17 protein-coding genes are annotated in these 16,818 nt (G+C 53.2%); 14 read left to right on the top strand and 3 right to left on the bottom strand.

From position 1 onward, the window contains the following. Window positions 1-52 precede the first annotated feature (52 nt). Complete coding sequence (locus RAC89_RS06370) at window positions 53-274, top strand: hypothetical protein (protein ID WP_306612512.1); 222 nt, start codon at window positions 53-55, stop codon at window positions 272-274. Window positions 275-288: 14 nt separating this feature from the next. Here the strand turns inward: RAC89_RS06370 and RAC89_RS06365 are convergent, their stop codons facing one another. Both RAC89_RS06365 and yhbH read right to left on the bottom strand, forming a co-directional pair. Further along, entirely contained in the window at window positions 289-483 is a 195-nt protein-coding gene (locus RAC89_RS06365) for a hypothetical protein (protein ID WP_306612510.1), read from the bottom strand. A gap of 100 nt (window positions 484-583) precedes the next feature. Continuing rightward, window positions 584-1,747 (bottom strand): sporulation protein YhbH, encoded by a 1,164-nt coding sequence (yhbH, locus tag RAC89_RS06360; RefSeq protein ID WP_284641289.1) that lies wholly within the window; start codon window positions 1,745-1,747, stop codon window positions 584-586. Between the two features lie 340 nt (window positions 1,748-2,087). Here yhbH and rpoD point away from each other — a divergent pair, with 340 nt between their 5' ends. From rpoD to RAC89_RS06330, 6 genes are all read left to right on the top strand, one after another. Then, window positions 2,088-3,209, top strand: a complete 1,122-nt coding sequence (gene rpoD, locus RAC89_RS06355; protein WP_306612509.1) for an RNA polymerase sigma factor RpoD — start codon at window positions 2,088-2,090, stop codon at window positions 3,207-3,209. A 112-nt stretch (window positions 3,210-3,321) separates the two neighbouring features. After that, window positions 3,322-4,266: an N-acetylmuramoyl-L-alanine amidase family protein gene (locus RAC89_RS06350; protein ID WP_306612508.1), complete on the top strand. Its 945-nt coding sequence runs from the start codon at window positions 3,322-3,324 to the stop codon at window positions 4,264-4,266. Between the two features lie 77 nt (window positions 4,267-4,343). Continuing rightward, window positions 4,344-4,790, top strand: coding sequence for a MarR family winged helix-turn-helix transcriptional regulator (locus tag RAC89_RS06345; RefSeq protein WP_306612507.1), 447 nt, complete (start codon window positions 4,344-4,346; stop codon window positions 4,788-4,790). Between the two features lie 110 nt (window positions 4,791-4,900). Continuing rightward, window positions 4,901-5,893 carry an ABC transporter ATP-binding protein gene (locus RAC89_RS06340; RefSeq protein ID WP_306612506.1) on the top strand — a complete coding sequence of 331 codons (993 nt, stop codon included), beginning with the start codon at window positions 4,901-4,903 and terminating at the stop codon, window positions 5,891-5,893. Then, the gene (locus tag RAC89_RS06335; protein WP_306612505.1) at window positions 5,890-7,005 is read left to right on the top strand and encodes an ABC transporter permease; all 1,116 of its coding nucleotides are present in this window, start codon (window positions 5,890-5,892) and stop codon (window positions 7,003-7,005) included. The genes RAC89_RS06340 and RAC89_RS06335 overlap by 4 nt, the downstream gene beginning before the upstream one ends. 28 nt (window positions 7,006-7,033) lie before the next feature. Further along, complete coding sequence (locus RAC89_RS06330; RefSeq protein ID WP_306612504.1) at window positions 7,034-7,474, top strand: DUF6526 family protein; 441 nt, start codon at window positions 7,034-7,036, stop codon at window positions 7,472-7,474. On the opposite strand, the gene RAC89_RS06325 is transcribed toward RAC89_RS06330, so the two are convergent. After that, window positions 7,462-8,142 (bottom strand): PDDEXK family nuclease, encoded by a 681-nt coding sequence (locus RAC89_RS06325; RefSeq protein ID WP_306612503.1) that lies wholly within the window; start codon window positions 8,140-8,142, stop codon window positions 7,462-7,464. The genes RAC89_RS06330 and RAC89_RS06325 overlap by 13 nt on opposite strands. Before the next feature lie 676 nt (window positions 8,143-8,818). On the opposite strand from RAC89_RS06325, the gene RAC89_RS06320 reads away from it, so the two are divergent. From RAC89_RS06320 to RAC89_RS06290, 7 genes are all read left to right on the top strand, one after another. After that, window positions 8,819-9,550: a ZIP family metal transporter gene (locus RAC89_RS06320; protein ID WP_306612502.1), complete on the top strand. Its 732-nt coding sequence runs from the start codon at window positions 8,819-8,821 to the stop codon at window positions 9,548-9,550. Between the two features lie 102 nt (window positions 9,551-9,652). Next, window positions 9,653-10,090, top strand: a complete 438-nt coding sequence (locus tag RAC89_RS06315; RefSeq protein ID WP_306612501.1) for a DUF2383 domain-containing protein — start codon at window positions 9,653-9,655, stop codon at window positions 10,088-10,090. A 243-nt stretch (window positions 10,091-10,333) separates the two neighbouring features. Next, window positions 10,334-13,684, top strand: coding sequence for a glycoside hydrolase family 44 protein (locus tag RAC89_RS06310; RefSeq protein WP_306612500.1), 3,351 nt, complete (start codon window positions 10,334-10,336; stop codon window positions 13,682-13,684). A 24-nt stretch (window positions 13,685-13,708) separates the two neighbouring features. Further along, window positions 13,709-14,845, top strand: coding sequence for an S-layer homology domain-containing protein (locus RAC89_RS06305; protein ID WP_306612499.1), 1,137 nt, complete (start codon window positions 13,709-13,711; stop codon window positions 14,843-14,845). Between the two features lie 115 nt (window positions 14,846-14,960). Beyond that, window positions 14,961-15,158 carry a hypothetical protein gene (locus RAC89_RS06300; protein ID WP_284641277.1) on the top strand — a complete coding sequence of 66 codons (198 nt, stop codon included), beginning with the start codon at window positions 14,961-14,963 and terminating at the stop codon, window positions 15,156-15,158. Window positions 15,159-15,361: 203 nt separating this feature from the next. Further along, window positions 15,362-16,204: an alpha/beta fold hydrolase gene (locus tag RAC89_RS06295; protein WP_306616056.1), complete on the top strand. Its 843-nt coding sequence runs from the start codon at window positions 15,362-15,364 to the stop codon at window positions 16,202-16,204. After that, the gene (locus RAC89_RS06290; RefSeq protein ID WP_306612497.1) at window positions 16,197-16,781 is read left to right on the top strand and encodes a nitrogen regulation protein NR(II); all 585 of its coding nucleotides are present in this window, start codon (window positions 16,197-16,199) and stop codon (window positions 16,779-16,781) included. Before RAC89_RS06295 ends, RAC89_RS06290 begins: the two co-directional genes overlap by 8 nt. Window positions 16,782-16,818 lie beyond the last annotated feature (37 nt).

Below are 16,818 nucleotides of genomic sequence, written 5' to 3'. Positions count from 1 at the left end.
ATCATAATGGCTGATAGTATTTTCAAAATAGTAACCAAACGGAGGAACTCTCTTGGAGCAATATGCATCTTTAATTGGTGTCGTGCTGGAGAAGCTGGACCAAACCTATAAGGACCTCAAGTTCAATTTCGAAGGACTGGGGAGTGTGCTGGAGCAGCATTCGGAGGAGGAACGAAAGAATGTTCCGGAGCTGATAACCATGGCGGAGCTAAGGGATACTTACGCGGATATGATCCGAGCCTTGGAGGAACGATTGCCTGGTATCAAATCATAAAAAAACAGCCCGTGTTATGAACACAGGGCTGTATCTATGGAATCCTTATTTCCTTTGCCGCTAATCCGAATGTGCCACCCGGAGCAAATGCTGCAAAGGTAAGCTTCCAGATCGTTCGTGATGGTAATCTTCATGCCGTTGGCGAAATGCGTCGCTTCTTCTCTACTGTCAAACCTGATCTTTGCACAAGCTTTGTTTTTTTTGTCCATATCCACAGCCGCCTCATTTACTGAATCGCTTCATTTTATTGACATTATAGCCTATAATTCGACGTCAAAATAGAACCTTCGGCATTTCTTTAGACAAACTTTATCTAGTAGCTGCCTTGAGTTCACCGCTTTTCGGGAAGAAGGTTTTGAGCGCTTTATATACCTCGCCCTTTTCCCGGATAACGTAATGAACGAATTTTGGATCATGAATGTTGCGATATGCGGACATTAACGTGCTGCTGCGGTTGTATTGGTTCACCTCTCCGTAGCCGAACATATTGCTGCGCTTGACCAGCTCGCCGATCAGCTTCACGCAGCGCTCGTTATCGGAGGTCAGATTGTCGCCGTCGGAGAAGTGGAACGGGTAAATATTGTAACGGCTCGGGGGATACCTGCGATCGATGAGGTCAACGGCAAGCTGATAGGCCGAAGAGCAAATGGTTCCGCCGCTTTCGCCTTTCGTAAAGAACTCCTCCTCCGTGACCTCTTTCGCTTCCGTATGATGTGCGATGAAGACGATTTCCACCTTCTCGTACTTGGTTCGCAGGAACCGGGTCATCCAGAAGAAAAAGCTGCGGGCAATGTACTTCTCGAAGGAGCCCATCGAGCCTGAGGTATCCATCATGGCCAATATCAGAGCATTGGATTGCGGCGTGATCTTCTCTTCCCAGGTGCGGAAGCGAAGGTCATCGGGGCTGATCCCGTGGATGCCGGGGCTGCCTTCCCGCGAGTTGCGGCGCAGATTTTCGAGGATCGTGCGCTTTTTATCAATATTGGACATAATCCCCTTCTTGCGGACATCGTTAAAAATGATTTCCTTCGAAGTGACGTTATCCTTCTCTTTCTTCTGCAAATTCGGGAGCTCCAGCTCCTCGAAGAGCATCGACTGGAGCTCCTCCAGCTCGACCTCCGCGTCATAATAGTCTTCGCCGGCTTTATCTCCCGCTCCTTCGCCTTTACCCGGGCCGCTGGCCGCTTGGGGATCGACTCCTAGTACGTCGCCAACCTGACTATCTCCGTCGCCTTGACCCACATGCTTGCTCTTGTTGTAGTTGTAGCGAAAACGGTACTCATCCAAGCTTCGGATCGGGATTTTGACGGTTTGCTTGCCGTCAGACATAATAATGCTCTCATCGGACACGAGATCCGGCAAATTTTGCTTTACGGCCTCACGCACTTTCTCCTGATGTCGAGTTTGATCTTGATAGCCTTTGCGGTGCAGGGACCAATCTTCACGGGATACGGTGAATAGCGGTTCTGTCATGGGAGACACCTCCTGGATGAAAGGCAAAATAACGATAATATGAAAAAAGTGCTTGTTACTATTTATATTCGAGGAGAGGGGGGATATGTGAACAGAAATTTTTGCGGGCTCGTCCCATTTTTGCCATTCGAAGAAACAAAAAAAGCCGACCCTACGATGTAGGAGTCAGCTTTGTTGATCTCGTGAAAAAAAGTGTTGTCATGAAAAAATAAATTTGGTACAATAAAGATTAGTATATTATTGGTGGTATTACGTGCATAATTATCTATATTAAGATTAGCATAGTACCGTGGTATTGTCAACTGGAATCACCATGACTCACGAGCAAGGGAGATGAATTATGACTGACGATCAACGTGAGGAGCTGCAAACAAAGCCGACTCTCGAACAAGTAAAAGAGCAACTTATAGAGCTGGGGAAGAAGCGCTCCTCGTTGACCTACCGAGAAATAACGGAGAAGCTGGCTCCCTTTGAACAGGACCCGGATCAGATTGACGATTTCTTTGAGCAGCTCATCGAACAAGGCATTGACATTAGCGACGCTGCGGATAACGGCAGAGAACAACAGCAAGAGGGGGCTCCTGCTGACACGGATTTCGACTTGGATAATCTAACCTTACCTCCGGGGATCAAGATTGATGATCCGGTTCGCATGTATTTAAAGGAGATCGGACGTGTCGGGCTTCTTTCCGGTGAGGAGGAAGTAAAGCTGGCTCTGCGGATCGAACAGGGAGATGAAGAGGCGAAGCGCAGACTTGCCGAAGCGAACCTGCGGCTAGTTGTGAGTATCGCAAGACGATATGTCGGGAGAGGCATGTTGTTCCTCGATTTGATTCAAGAAGGAAACATGGGCTTGATTAAGGCGGTGGAAAAGTTTGATCATCGCAAAGGGTTTAAGTTCAGTACTTACGCAACCTGGTGGATTCGCCAGGCTATCACCCGTGCAATCGCCGACCAGGCTAGGACGATTCGGATTCCCGTACATATGATTGAGACGATCAATAAACTGGTGCGTGTGTCCAGACAGCTGCTGCAGGATCTCGGTCGGGAGGCGACGCCGGAGGAGATCGCGAAAGCGATGGAATTAAGCGAAGAGAAGGTTCGCGAGATCATGAAGATTTCTCAGGAGCCGGTATCGCTGGAGACGCCGATCGGGGAAGAGAACGACTCGAACCTCGGTGATTTTATCGAGGATCAGGACGCGCTGGCTCCGGCGGATGCCGCGGCCTTCGAGCTGCTTCGAGAGCAGCTCGAGGAGGTTCTTGATACGCTTACGGAGCGGGAAGAAAATGTTCTGCGCCTGCGCTTTGGCTTGGACGACGGCCGTACAAGGACGCTGGAGGAAGTGGGTAAGGTTTTCGGGGTTACCCGTGAGAGGATTCGTCAGATCGAGGCGAAGGCGCTCAGGAAGCTGAGACATCCAAGCCGCAGCAGAAGACTGAAGGATTTTATGGATAGCTGACGTATGCGAGGGAGCGGCCTGTAGAGGCCGCTTTTCTTGTTGTCGGTAGGATTTATGAGATATGATGGCGAATGGATGAAAGATACGGTTATGCGGAAGGGTTGGAGCTGGGATGAAGCGTGGCGGGCAAGCGGGAAGACTGGGAAGGATAGTATGCCTTATTGGCTTCATAGGCCTGTTAGGGCTGGAGTCGGGATGGGAAGCACAAGCGGCGCCTCAAAAGGAACGAACGGTTTGTCTCGATCCGGGGCATCAGCTTCGGGGAAATAATGAACATGAGCCGATAGGGCCCGGTGCTGCGGAAACGAAGCCTAAGGTATCTTCGGGAACGGCAGGGGTGAAAACGAAGAGGCCGGAGTACGCGGTCAATCTGGATGCGGGCTTGCTGCTCCGCGACCGGCTGCAGGAATACGGCTACAGGGTCGTAATGACCCGCGAGGTGCACGAGGTGAATCTTTCGAATCGGGAGCGCGCGGCAGTATGCAATGACGCAGCCGCAGACCTGGCGGTGCGAATTCACGCCGATGGCGACAGCTCATCCAAGACGCAGGGCATGACGATGCTTTACCCTGGCTTGAATAAGTATACAGGCGGGATCCATGAAGAAAGCCGCCGCGCGGCGGAGGTTGTACTCCCCGAGGTAATTGCTGCTACCGGCGCAGTTTCTCGAGGTGCCGTGCCACGTACGGATCTCAGCGGCTTTAACTGGTCGGAGGTGCCGACGATCCTTGTAGAGATGGGCTTTATGTCCAATCCCAGAGAGGATGAGTTACTGTCCGACCCGGATTATGTAGGCCGAATGGCGCAAGGGCTTGCCACGGGCATCAACAAGTACTTGTCCGAACCCGTAGAAGGAGAGCCGCTGGACATGCAGGGAGAAATGGTGCTAAGTCAGCCTGCCCGGCTATTCGAGCTCGTGGAGGGCCGCATGCTGCGAACGACGTTATCTTTGAGTCCGCAGACGGTTTGGGCTGCTGAGGTACGAGGCGAATGGGCGAAGATTGACACTTGGGTGGGAGAGCGTTGGGTGCATCTGCAGGATGAGCCATCCGTTTGACAGTGGGATCCCGTTCAAGTATACTTCAGGTACTACCATAATGAAATTAGTCTTCTAAGAAGGAGGGAGATGGCCGTATGTCTTCCCCTATTGACCCGAAGCAGCTTTGCTCGGTGCGTGAGTTTATTCTTTTCATCGGGCAGAAGCTGAAAAAGTGCACCCAGGCGTTCGAAAGCAATTGTGACCTGAATCGGCACGAGGCTTCGATCCTTCTTCTGCTGCACCAACGCGGCCCGCTCGTAGTGAAGGAGATCGCAGGGCAGATGCAGGATATCAGCCCCAGTACGTTGACCCGGCTGCTTGACAGTCTGGAGGAGAAACGCTTCATCCGGAGGAATCTCGATCCGGGAGATCGGCGGAGCTTTGTGATCACGCTGACGGAAGAGGCCCGTGAGGTTATGGAGAGCTTTCCGAAGCATATGGAGACGCTTGCCGGAGCTATGCTGGAATCGCTCACTCCAGCGGAGCGTATGATCTTGCTGGAGCTCTTTAACAAGATGGAGAAGCACATGGAAACTTCGTGAGTAACCCGCTTTTCTCGGCGGCACAAGGGTGCTGCTTGGAAAGCGGATTTTTTAAGCATAATAGTACCGAAATGAAAATATTCTAGAGTGAAATGATAGGAGTGGGACAGATGAATACCGAGGGGTTAGGCGCGGCTGTTTTGTCCGAGGAGGACCGACGAAAGCCGATTATCGAGGTGGAAGGCCTTGTGAAGCGTTATGGTGATTTCATGGCGGTACGCGGGATTCATTTTCAGGTGCTGCAGGGCGAGGTCTTCGGGCTGCTCGGACCGAACGGCGCGGGGAAAACCACAACCATGGAAATGATCGAGGGACTGCGTAAGCCGGACGGCGGTATAGCGAAGGTAGCCGGCTTTGATACGCAGACTGCGCTGAACCGAGTGAAGGAGGTCATCGGTGTTCAATTGCAGTCGACCTCGCTGTTCGAGCTATTGAAGGTGAAGGAAATCATGAACATGTACGCCAGCTTCTACAAGCGCTCCCTCTCGGTGGATATGCTGCTGGAGCAGATGATTCTGACGGATAAGGCGAATTCCCGGGTAAAAGGACTCTCCGGCGGGCAGAAGCAGCGGCTTGCCATTGCACTGGCGCTCTTGAATGATCCGAAGGTGGTATTCTTGGACGAGCCGACTACAGGCTTAGACCCTCAGGCGCGCCGCACCTTGTGGGATATCATTCTCAAGCTGAAGCAGGCTGGCAAGACGGTCGTGCTGTCTACGCATTACATGGAGGAAGCCCATGTCCTGTGCGACCGCATTTGCCTGATGGACAGGGGCGAGATCATTGCCCTGGACACCCCGCGCAATCTCGTGAGCGGCTTGCAGTCGGACAGCGCTATCGAGTTCCGGCTGCCCGAGCTTCCTGAGGATCCTAGCGACATCGATCGTTTGCTGAAGCGGTTAGGAGAGCTGGGAGAGGTCAAGCGAGCCGAACGGCGCAACGAGGTGTTCGTGCTGCATACCGATCACCTGCAGACCTCGCTGCTTGAATTCATTCAGTTCACCGAGCGGGAGACGCTGAAGTTCCAGGAGCTTCAGACTCGATCGGCAACCTTGGAGGATGTATTCCTTCAGATGACGGGAAGGAGCTTGCGAGAAGCATGAGAGCATATATACAGCTTACGATGGCGCAGCTGCGCATTTTTTCCCGGAACCGGTCATTCCTGTTTTTTACTCTTGTGTTTCCAATCGTGCTGATGGTTGCGCTGGGCTCGTTTCTGGGCAACGGCGGCGGGGTGCAGCTGTCAACGGCATTAATTGATCAGGACCGCAGCGCAGCGTCCTCCCAGTTTATCGAATCGTTGAAGGCTCAGCTGGTGCTGGATGTGACGATGCTGGAGAACGATGCCGCGGCTCTGGATGAGCTGAAGAAGGGTGACCGCCAGCTCGTTGTGGTCATCCCGAAGGGATATGGAGATGCCGTCGCGACGGTAAAGGCAGGGGCCGCCGCGGGTACGGCGAAAGAGGCTCAGGTCACGGTGTATTATGACGAAACGAACATGACCAATTCCCAGCTCGGGATGCAGCTCGTCCAGACAGCCGCGGATAACGTGAGCAAGCAGCTCACTCAGTACAAGCAGTGGGTTACTGTTCAGCCGAAGGGGATTCAATCGATTAACTTGAAGTATATCGATTTCCTCGTTCCGGGCATTGTGGCGATGATGATTATGTCCAACAACCTGAACGGCGTCGCCGGGCAAATTGCCGCGTGGCGGGAACGGGGGATTCTCCGCAGGATGCAGTCGACCACGCTGAAGGCCTCCACGTTCATCGCCGCACAAATTACATCTCGTTTGATCATGAACGGTTTTCAGGCCATTGCGGTGCTGCTCGTGGGATACCTGTTCTTCGATACGCAGGTGAACGGCTCCTGGTGGCTATTGATCCTGTTCGTCGTACTCGGTACGCTGACCTTCATGTCCATCGGCTTCATCGTAGCCGGGCTTGCCAAGACGCCGGAGAGCGCAGGGCCGATTGCGGGCTTCATCTCGTTCCCGCTGCTGTTCCTCGGAGGCGTATTTTTCCCGGTGAAAAATATGCCGGAGCTGCTTCAGCCTGTTGTAAAGCTGCTGCCGATCACCCATCTGTCGGGTTCGCTCCGTCAAGTGATGAACGTAGGGGCGGACTTGACAACCCTATGGCCCGAAGCGGCGCTGCTCGGCGGCTGGATGGCGGTTGCTTTTATTATTGCGAGCTTGTCCTTTAAATGGGAATAATACATTCTAGTTGGGGAGAGGATTATTCATGAGTCAGCCAAATCAGAGCTACGCGAATCATCGTCAGATCGTGCCGGTAGTGCATTATTTTCTCATGCCGTTAGGTCTCATTGTTGCGATTGCGTCCCTGGTGTATGCTCTAGGAAGCTTGAGGAGCGGGGATCGGCTTCTAGAGCCGTTAGTGATTGTCGGATTGTCCGTGATGGTGATGCTGCTTATCCCGTTGTCCCGGTCATTCGGTGTAAAAGTGCAGGATCGTTTGATCCGGACCGAAGAGAATTTACGGTACTTCCGATTGACGGGGCAGTGGCTGGATTCCCGTATTACACTGAAACAGCTGATTGCTCTACGTTTCGCAAGCGATCAGGAGTTTCCGGCTCTCTGTGACAAGGCAGTGAAAGAGCAGCTGTCGCCGGGCGACATCAAGAAGCTCATTAAGAGCTGGAGAGGCGACTACTATAGAGTGTAGTCAGAAAGCTGATCGGTGTTTATCTGATAGCGATGGATTCGCTTGGCTCCGGTCCCTTTTGGCCGCAGGATGTTTTTGTGATGCAGCTTCCTAAGGATGCGGCAAGCTTTGTATCGACTGACCTCCAGCAGCGACATGATGTCGCTTGCCCGGAGGTCTTTTTTCTTGTCCAAGGCATGGAGGATAATCTCTTTCTCCGTTGGGTTCAGCCTTGTAGTGGTGGTGCTGCCGCGCTGAGCCATACGTCTTCCCATCAGCTGAAGCAGCTGCTGTTGACATAGCTTGGGGCGTTCCTTCACATCGTCGTAGGAGAACCTTAGGATTTGCCAGCCTTCGATGATGAGGCTGTTTTGCCGCATGAGCTGATCGGAAAATTGCCACCGGCTGATTTTCGAAAGATGGGGGCCGTATCCATCGATTTCAATCGCTAACCGAATCGGTGCACGTAGAAAGGCGAAATCCAGGAAACGTGTGCCCTCCTTGTAATCGCCCACCTCGTACTCCGGATGCAGATCCTCCAAATGCTGAAAGATGGGATACCACACTTGTTCTAGGAATAGCTGCTCCGCATGGCTGTGCCCCTCCACCAATCGGCGAAATCTCTCTCCCGCGCGAGCTGTTTGATGCGCTGCCAGCCACTGCGTATGGGCCGTTTCGAACGTTGACATGGCTACGTACCTCCCCTGGTCAAATAAAAAACGCCGCTTCACCACAAACGATTACGTTTGGGTAGAGCGGCGTGTGCTTCACTGCCTAATATATGTGTGCAATGTTACCACGTTTGTGATTATTGTACAAGAGGTAATGAGGGACCTCTACTAAACTCCATACCATGTTGAGCGGCTGATGGGACGCGTGAGTGCACGGTAATGGCAGAAATGCGGCTGGAGGCGGCGAGAGTGCGTGAAACCGCGGAAATAGTGGCGAAAGTGCCACTGCATGCGCCGTGTTGAGCGGCTGATGGGACGCGTGAGTGCACAGTAATGGCAGAAATGCGACTGGAAGCGGCTGGAGTGCGTGAAACCGCGGAAATAGTGGCGAAAGTGCCACTGCATGTCGTGTGGGAGCGCCTGATGGGACGCGTGAGTGCCCAGTAGTGGCAGAAATGCGGCTGGAAGCGGCGAGAGTGCGTGAAACCGCGGAAATAGCGGCGAAAGTGCCACTGCATGCCGTGTGGGAGCGCCTGATGGCGCGTGAGTGCACAGCGGCAGAAATGCGGCTGGAATGCCAGAAACCGTCGGATGTGCCGCAAATTTGCGCCTAGGCGCTTCCCGTTCTCCGGGCGCTTGCATATGCATAATTATGGTATAATACCCTTACCATCTTAGACCAGAGGAGGTTCCTATGGAGACAGCACTGCTGGGCAGCTTCGTTTCGGCGATGGCCACGGTGATGGGCGCCGTACCGCTGCTATTCGTCAAGAAGCTATCCGAGAAGTGGAAGGACGTACTTATCGCCTTCACGGCAGGCATTATGGTTGCCGCGAGCACCTTCGGCCTGATGCCGCAGGCGATTAAGGAAGCGGGTATCTTCGCACTATCCGTCGGTTTCATATTAGGCTTCGTCGTACTGGACAGGATCGAGAAGAATATTCCCCATATCGACGTTGAGAATGATTCGGGCGTCAGCCAGTTCCATGCGAAATCACTGCTCGTCATCATCGCTCTTTTTATTCATAATATACCGGAGGGACTCAGCACTGGATTCAGCTACGCAAGCCAGAACGAGAGCCTGGGGCCGATGGTCGCCATTTCTATAGGGGCGCAGAATATGCCGGAGGGGCTGGTGCTTGGCGTCTTCCTGCTGAACTCAAACGTGACAAAATGGAAATCGTTCCTCATCGTCACGCTGACCGGACTTATGGAAATGGTATCTGCCGTCGTCGGCTACTTCACGGCTAGCTACATTCAGCCGCTTGTCGGCTACGGACTCGCCTTCGCGGCCGGCGCCATGCTGTTCATCGTCTATAAGGAGCTGATCCCGGAAAGCCACGGCCACGGCTATGAACGCCCCTCGACCTATTCCTTTATGTTCGGTCTCCTGCTCATGATTTACATCAGCTACCTGTTTACGTAGCATAGCATAGTCGCCTAAAGCTGCCGAGCCGGCCTTCAAGAGGAATAATGTGACGTATTTTCCCAAATACTACGGGAGACTACAACGGAAGGGGCTGGCAGCATGCAAGCGACGAAGGACAAAACCGTTACGATGCTAAACGATTATTTGAAGGGTGTTTATATGGGAGTACATAGCTATGAGACGTACATCCAGCATGTGAAGAGCCCTGAAGTAAAGCGGGCCTTTCAGGACATTCAGCAAAGCCACAAGAAGGAAGCAGCCGATCTGGCGGAACGCATCCAGAATTTAAACGGAACCGCCGCGGACGGACCCGGACTTATTGATTCGATTGCAGGCACGATCAGCAACAAATGGAAAGGCGTAAGCGAAGAAACGGCCGAGCTCATCCAAGAAGCGATAAAGGGCGAGCGCATGGGCATCGAGCAATCGGAGAAGCTGCTTCAGCAGGAGTTGGATGATACAAGCCGCAAGCTAATCGAACGTATCCGCCATTCCGCAGAAAACCATATCAAGCAGCTGGAAAAACACATCGTATAAATTCTAGCATTCTCTCCAAACATCCCTCTGGCCATTGCGCTGGAGGGATGTTTTTTATATGGGATCTAATGACTACTATTACCTGTGACCGTGTCATGCATGACTGTCACAATCTGCAAAACTGTGTCGAAACACACTTGTTTTGACGGTGGTGCTGTTCTAAGATGAGGGCATCCACAGCAGTCAAGTAGGTCGCAGGTCGGACCTAACGCTGCACAGTTTACCGGAAGGGGAGGAATCATCATGATCAAGGGGAAGCAAAGACTTCGCCGGGTTGCAGCCGGATGTCTCGCTATTTGTTTAAGCTTGACAGGTCTGCTCCCGACTTGGAGCGTTCAGGAGGTAAGAGCAGCCGTTACAAATGAAAAGGCCGTTTATACGGACGGTCTTGCCGCCGGATTTGCGGATCACAGCTGGGCCGAGCATTCGCTAGAGGAAACAAAGACGGTACATCAGGGAACAAGCTCCATCCGTTTCAACCCCAGCTTCGACGGGGGGTTATACCTGTACAGTCAGGAGCCGCTCCTCGTCTCCGAGCTGAATACGCTGCAATTTTGGATTCACGGGGGCGGGCAGGGACAGCAGCAAATGAACGTTGTTATTCAGGCCGGAGGTGAGCCGGTGGCGAAGGTGGACCTGAGCCAGTATTTAGAGAGCGGCGGGCTTCAGGCGGACGCATGGCAAAAGGTGCAAATCGATCTTACGCCGCTGCGCATCCCGAACGGCGTCTATGACGGCATTTTGCTCAGGGACAAAAGTCAGGGTCAGCAGGGGAACGTATACATAGACGATGTGAGTCTTCTATTTGAAAGCGTGCCTGTTTCGAACAAGCCGCCCGCTCCGGTTTATGAGCAGCTTACGGTTTTTGACAGCAAGCTGAATGCCGGGTTTCACAATTACAGCTGGGGTTCGCATTCTTTGACGGAACAAGCGACGGTCCACTCGGACGTGTACGCGATGATGCTGCAGCCCGGCTGGAATGCGGGTCTGTATTTATACAAGGATCGAATCTTGAGCACCAACGAATACACAACGCTCGAGTTTTGGATTCACGGCGGTACAACGGGAGGTCAGCAGGTCAATTTGATTTTCCAGGCAGGCGGCGATCCGGTAGTCACCATCGATTTGAACGATTACCTGAGCCATCGAACGATCCAGTCAGGCCTATGGGAAAAGGTAACGATTCCGCTCGATGAGCTCCCGGTGCCGAACACCATCCTCGACGGCTTCCTATTCGTAGGACGCGGAGATCAGGAGCAGGGGAAGCTGTATTTGGACGATATGGTATTGACCAAGGAAGTGTATCAGCAGCCGCAGCGCAAAGATATCACCTTCGGCCGCACCTCTCTGCTGATGTACAACGGGAACTCCGAGCTCCCTGTCGTTACCTCGAATTTTGATAACGGGTATTCCGAGCGTGTCACGCATGCGGTGTACTGGGCTTCCTCCGAGTCGGATGTTGTCAGTGTAAACGGGGGCGTTCTGCAGGCACATCGTACGGGAACCAGTGTGGTTACCGCCACCTATGACAGCTTCGAGGCGCAGCTCGAGGTGAAGGTAATCGAGGCGCTGCCGGAAACCGTCTATGACGACCAGCTGCAAAGCAATTACGACAACTGGAGCTGGGGGAAGGTTGATCTTCAAAATAGCTCCGTGGTTCATTCGGGGATGCGTTCGATCCGTTTCCAGCCGCACAACTGGACGGGTGTGTACCTGAATCATGACGAACCGTATGCCGTGCAGGATTACTATGGCTATGAGTTCTACGTGCATGGGGGCGATAAGGGCGGACAAAAGCTTCGTTTTGTCGTTCAGGACGGCAACAGTATTCTCGGCTCGGTTGTGCTCGATGATATTTTGCCGTACGGGATTAAAGCCGGCGAGTGGACCAAGGTTACAGTGCGCCTCTCCGACCTCGGTTTAACAGACGGCTATTTCGACTCCTTTGTTTTCCAGGCCTGGGACTGGAAGGAGCAGCCGGCGGTGTATTTGGATGATGTGAAGCTGCTTCGCTTTAAAGACCGGATCCAGAATCCGAAGCCTCCGGTCACCAACGTGAGTGTGCAGATCGATACGACGCAAAATCGCAGAGCTGTTAATCCCGACATCTACGGCGTCAATTATGAGGAGATTCCCCCGGAGGACGTGTCCTCCTTCACCCAATATCCCGTTGTCCGCTGGGGCGGTAATGCCGCCACGCGCTACAACTGGGAGGCCAATGTACAGAATCATGCGGCCGATTGGTTCTATATGAACCTGCCGAAGGAAATCAGTCCGAATGAGACGCTCCCGCACGGCTCGAGAACCGACCGGCTGATCGACCAAACCTTAGGTGACGGCGGTAAAATGCTGCTGCAAGTGCCGACGATCGGCTTGACGCCGAAGGATCGTCAAGTAAGAGTCGGCTTCTCCGTGAACAAATACGGGGCGCAGCAGCAAACGGAGTGCTCGTATGGCGGTTGGTGGTGCAACCCGGATGCAGGCAACGGCGTGTCGCCGGACGGGCAACCCATAACAGGCAACGATCCGAACGATACGTCCAAAAGGGTCGGTCCCGACTTCATTACCCGCTGGATGGACCATATCCAAAGCCGCGTAGGCGATAAGGTGAATTACTACGCGCTGGATAATGAGCCGATGCTTTGGCCGTACACGCACCGGGACATTCATCCGGAGAAAACGACGTATGATGAAATTTGGAGATATACTCAAGCCTATGGACAAGCAATTAAGGATAAAGATCCCGACAGTCAAATTTTCGGACCGGTCGTTTGGGGCTGGTGCGCCTACTTCTACTCGGCGGCGGACGGCTGCTCCTCCGGACCCGACAGGCAAAGTCATGGCGGCAAGCCCTTCCTGGAATGGTTCTTGGAACAGGTGAGAGGTTATGAGAATCAGCGCGGTACGCGATTGATCGATTACCTCGATATTCATTATTATCCGACGGAAGCGGGCGTAGCGATTACGACGGACGAATCGAGCTCGGTGGCTGCAAGAAGATTAAAATCACTCAAAGCGCTTTACGACCCTTCCTTCCGCGACAGCTCTTCGTGGATCGGCGAGCCGGTGAATCTGATCCCGCGGATGAAAGAGATCATTAACAAAACGGCACCAGGGACGAAGCTTGCAATAACGGAGTACAACTTCGGCAACGGACGCGGAATCAGCAGCGGGCTGGCGCAGGCAGAAGCGATGGCGATTTTCGGCCGGGAGGGCGTCGATCTGGCAACACGCTGGGGACAGCCGCTGGCGAACACGCCAGTCGAAGATGCCTTTAAGCTGTACCTGGACTATGACGGAAAGGGCAGCCGAGTTCAAGGCGATAGTGTAAAAACCGAGAGCAGCCATGTCGACATGGTAGGCGCCTACTCGATTCAGGGCTCCGACGGCAAGCTTTACATGCTGCTCTTCAACAAGGATACGGCTCCGAAAGTCATGGATATGAAGGTGGCGGGGACGTCTCTTCGCCAAGGCGAGGTGTACCGGTTCGACAGCACGAACCGACTCTCTCAGGCCGGGACGATGCAGCTGCAGAACCAATTCTCGATAGAGGTGCCGGCGAGGTCGGCGACGCTCATTGTGGGTACACCGTAGAAGGGAGTTGGGAGAATGAGTAACATGGGCAACTGGAAGAATAAGCTCGTTCGTGGAGGAGCGGCTGCGCTGCTCCTCGCTACGGTGTTGTCTGCCGACACCACGCTTGCCGCGGAGCCGCTGCGCGATGTAGAAAACGGTTCATGGTATGAAGGAAACGTACAATGGGCGGTAACGAAGGGGATTGTGAACGGCTATGAAGACCAAACCTTCCGCCCCTACGCCCAGGTGTCGGAGGCCGAGTTTCTAACGATGCTGCTGCGTTCCTATGGTGCGGAGGTTCGCGTCTTGAAAGCCGGTGAAGCGTGGTTCGGGCCCTATTACGAAAAGGCACAGTCCCTTGCGATTCCGGCCGCCCTAAAGACGGAGGACCGGCTTCAGCCGATTCTCCGCGGGCAGGTTGCTGCCATGATTGCCGCCTATTTCGGTAAGCGGCTAACGGCAACCGAGGCGGTGCAATTCGTTCTGGATAAGGGGATGTCGAATGGGAAAACGGCTCCCACAGTGGAGGGTTACCGGATGAACGACCGGCTGTCGAGGGCGGAGGCGGTTACCTTCGTCCGTAACGTCGTCGTCTTCGCGGAGTCGGAGGAAGGGCGCAAGCTGCTTGCGCCGGCTGATGGGACGAAGAAGCCTGCGGGTACTGGGAAGCAAGCGTCCGAGACGGCAGACGGCTTGGCAGCGGGAAGCGGGAGCAGCGGAGGCTCCTCAGGAAGCAACGGGTCCTCCGGCGGAGAGAACAGTACACCGGGACCAAGCAGACCGCAAACTCCGGTGCTGACCGAAGAATCCCGTACCGTTCTCGATCAGCAGGCAAAAACGGCCATTTCGCAGCTTGGTCTTACGATTCAGGAAAGCGGGCAAAGCTTGAGAATCCCTAGCCCGGAGGGCGGCGGCAGCGGACTGATCCAGACCCGTACCGACGACCGCTCCGGTGAAATTCAAATCCTGGAGCCCGGCAGCCCGGTGCTGATCAAGTCGGCTTACACGCTGCTTAAGGCAGCGGGAGCTGCGTTAAGCGAGTCTGATTTTACCCATATGGTCCGACAGGTCGACACGACCGGAAGCAGTACGGCGGTCAAGCTGGGAAGTCAGATGATTACGGTTGTGCGAGCGGTTCCCTCGGGGAGCATCATTATCAGATATGCAGGGATGAGGTAAGGCCGTTCCGGTGCAAGCGACAAATGTTCCTATCTCCTCGACAAAACTTCCTATGTCGCCGTCTAGCGGATTCTTTTACAATAGAGGTAGACTGATAGGCTGGGAGGATGCACGGATGACGGAAACCAAGGTGGGCAAGTCGCTCAACGAGCATTTGGCGGAGGATACGAATAAACTTTTACATATGATCGAGGATATGAGTCAGAAGTACCCGGCCGACAGCGACCAATGGAAAAAGCTGAACTCGATCTGGGTGTCGACGGAGACGATGATGCGGATCACCAAGATTGAGATTGCGTTCAACGAAAGCTGAGCAGCTCTTTAAACGATAAGCAGGCATGATGCAGGCGGCCGCCGCATTATGCCTTTTTCCTTTTTAAACGTATACGGACGGCTTGCCCATGGCATGTTCCAGGCTTCTCAGCTTCGTTTTTATTACTGCATGGAAGTATGATAGCGGGAGGTATTGAATATATGGTATATTAGCCTTTTACATCACGTCATCCTTGGGGGTATCTGAAGATGAGTATCATACAACGTAACAACGTTCAAATAAAAGGCAGCGGTGAAATGCCCATGATATTTGCGCATGGCTTTGGCTGCGATCAGCATATGTGGCGTTTTGTAGCTCCCGCATTTGAGAGCGATTACCGAACCATCCTGTTCGACTATGTCGGCTCGGGGAGGTCCGATTGGGGAGCGTATAACCCGGAACGCTACAAGGATTTAGCAGGCTATGCACAGGATTTGCTGGATGTCTGCGAAGCCGCCGGTATGCAAAAGGGGATCTTTGTAGGGCATTCTGTCAGCGCTATGATCGGGATTCTTGCGGCTATACGCGAGCCGAGTCTCTTCAGCAGGCTGGTGCTGATCGGTCCTTCCCCGTGCTTTATCAATGAACCGCCAGACTATATAGGAGGCTTCGAAAGGAAGGATATTGAAGAGCTGATCGGGCTGATGAGCAAAAATTATAAGGGCTGGGCTAACTTCTTGGCTCCGATTGTCATGGCGAATCCCGATCAGCCGGAGCTCACCCGCGAGCTTGAGGAAAGCTTTTGCGCGATGGATCCTCAAATCGCCATTGCTTTTGCACGGGCAACCTTCCTATCGGACTATCGTCAGGAGCTGTCGAAGGTAAACATTCCCGCGCTCATCCTTCAATGCGATCAAGATGCTATTGCTCCTTTGGAGGTAGGTGCGTTCGTGCATTACCAAATGCCCCAGAGCACATTGCAGCTCATGCAAGCAACGGGACACTGCCCGCATATCAGTCATCCTGAAGAAACCATTCAGCTGATCAAACAATACCTCTGCACTTCTTTTCCGGATTCCTCGGAGAGCAGGGCGGGACATGGATGACCGACTGCTTAACGCTCCGTGCGGGTACTTGACCTTAGATGACAATTGCCGAATTCTATCGGCTAATCATACGCTTCTTGCACTTATCGGATATCAAATGGACTTATTGTATATGTGTAAATTCGAATCGATCTTAAGCAGGGCCAGCCGGGTTATATTCCAAATCTATTTTGCTCCCTTAATTAAGCTGAACCAAAGAATCGATGAAATGTATGTATCCTTAACATCCGTAACAGGAGAGAACGTTCCTGTGCTGCTGAGTGCTGTCCGTAGGGAGCATCAGGGTAGTTATTCCAATGAATGCGTCTTGCTTCCGATGCAGCGTCAAATGGAGTATGAGCGGCAGATCACTCAAGCTGAGTATGGGGCAAACCGGGCAAAGAGCGAATTAGAACAGCTGCAGCACTTACTGAAAACAAAGGAAGATGAGCTTCGAGAGCTTACTGCGAAGCTGGAAGAGGTCCGCTCTCAAGCCAAAGCAGCGGAACAGTCCCTCGCTCAAATTCAGTCGGAGCTGAAAGCGGCCGAAGGAACCTTGTCTCCCTATCCATGCTTCAAGAAACCGTTAAGCGAATAAAGGATGCCTGTTGAAATAGGGGGACAATTTCTAATTT

Origin of the sequence: Paenibacillus sp. GD4, from assembly GCF_030846225.1 — a bacterium.
Taxonomy (GTDB): domain Bacteria; phylum Bacillota; class Bacilli; order Paenibacillales; family NBRC-103111; genus Paenibacillus_G; species Paenibacillus_G silviterrae.
The sequence above is the reverse complement of the archived record's forward strand: the minus strand, read 5'-3'. Positions and strand labels throughout refer to the sequence as shown.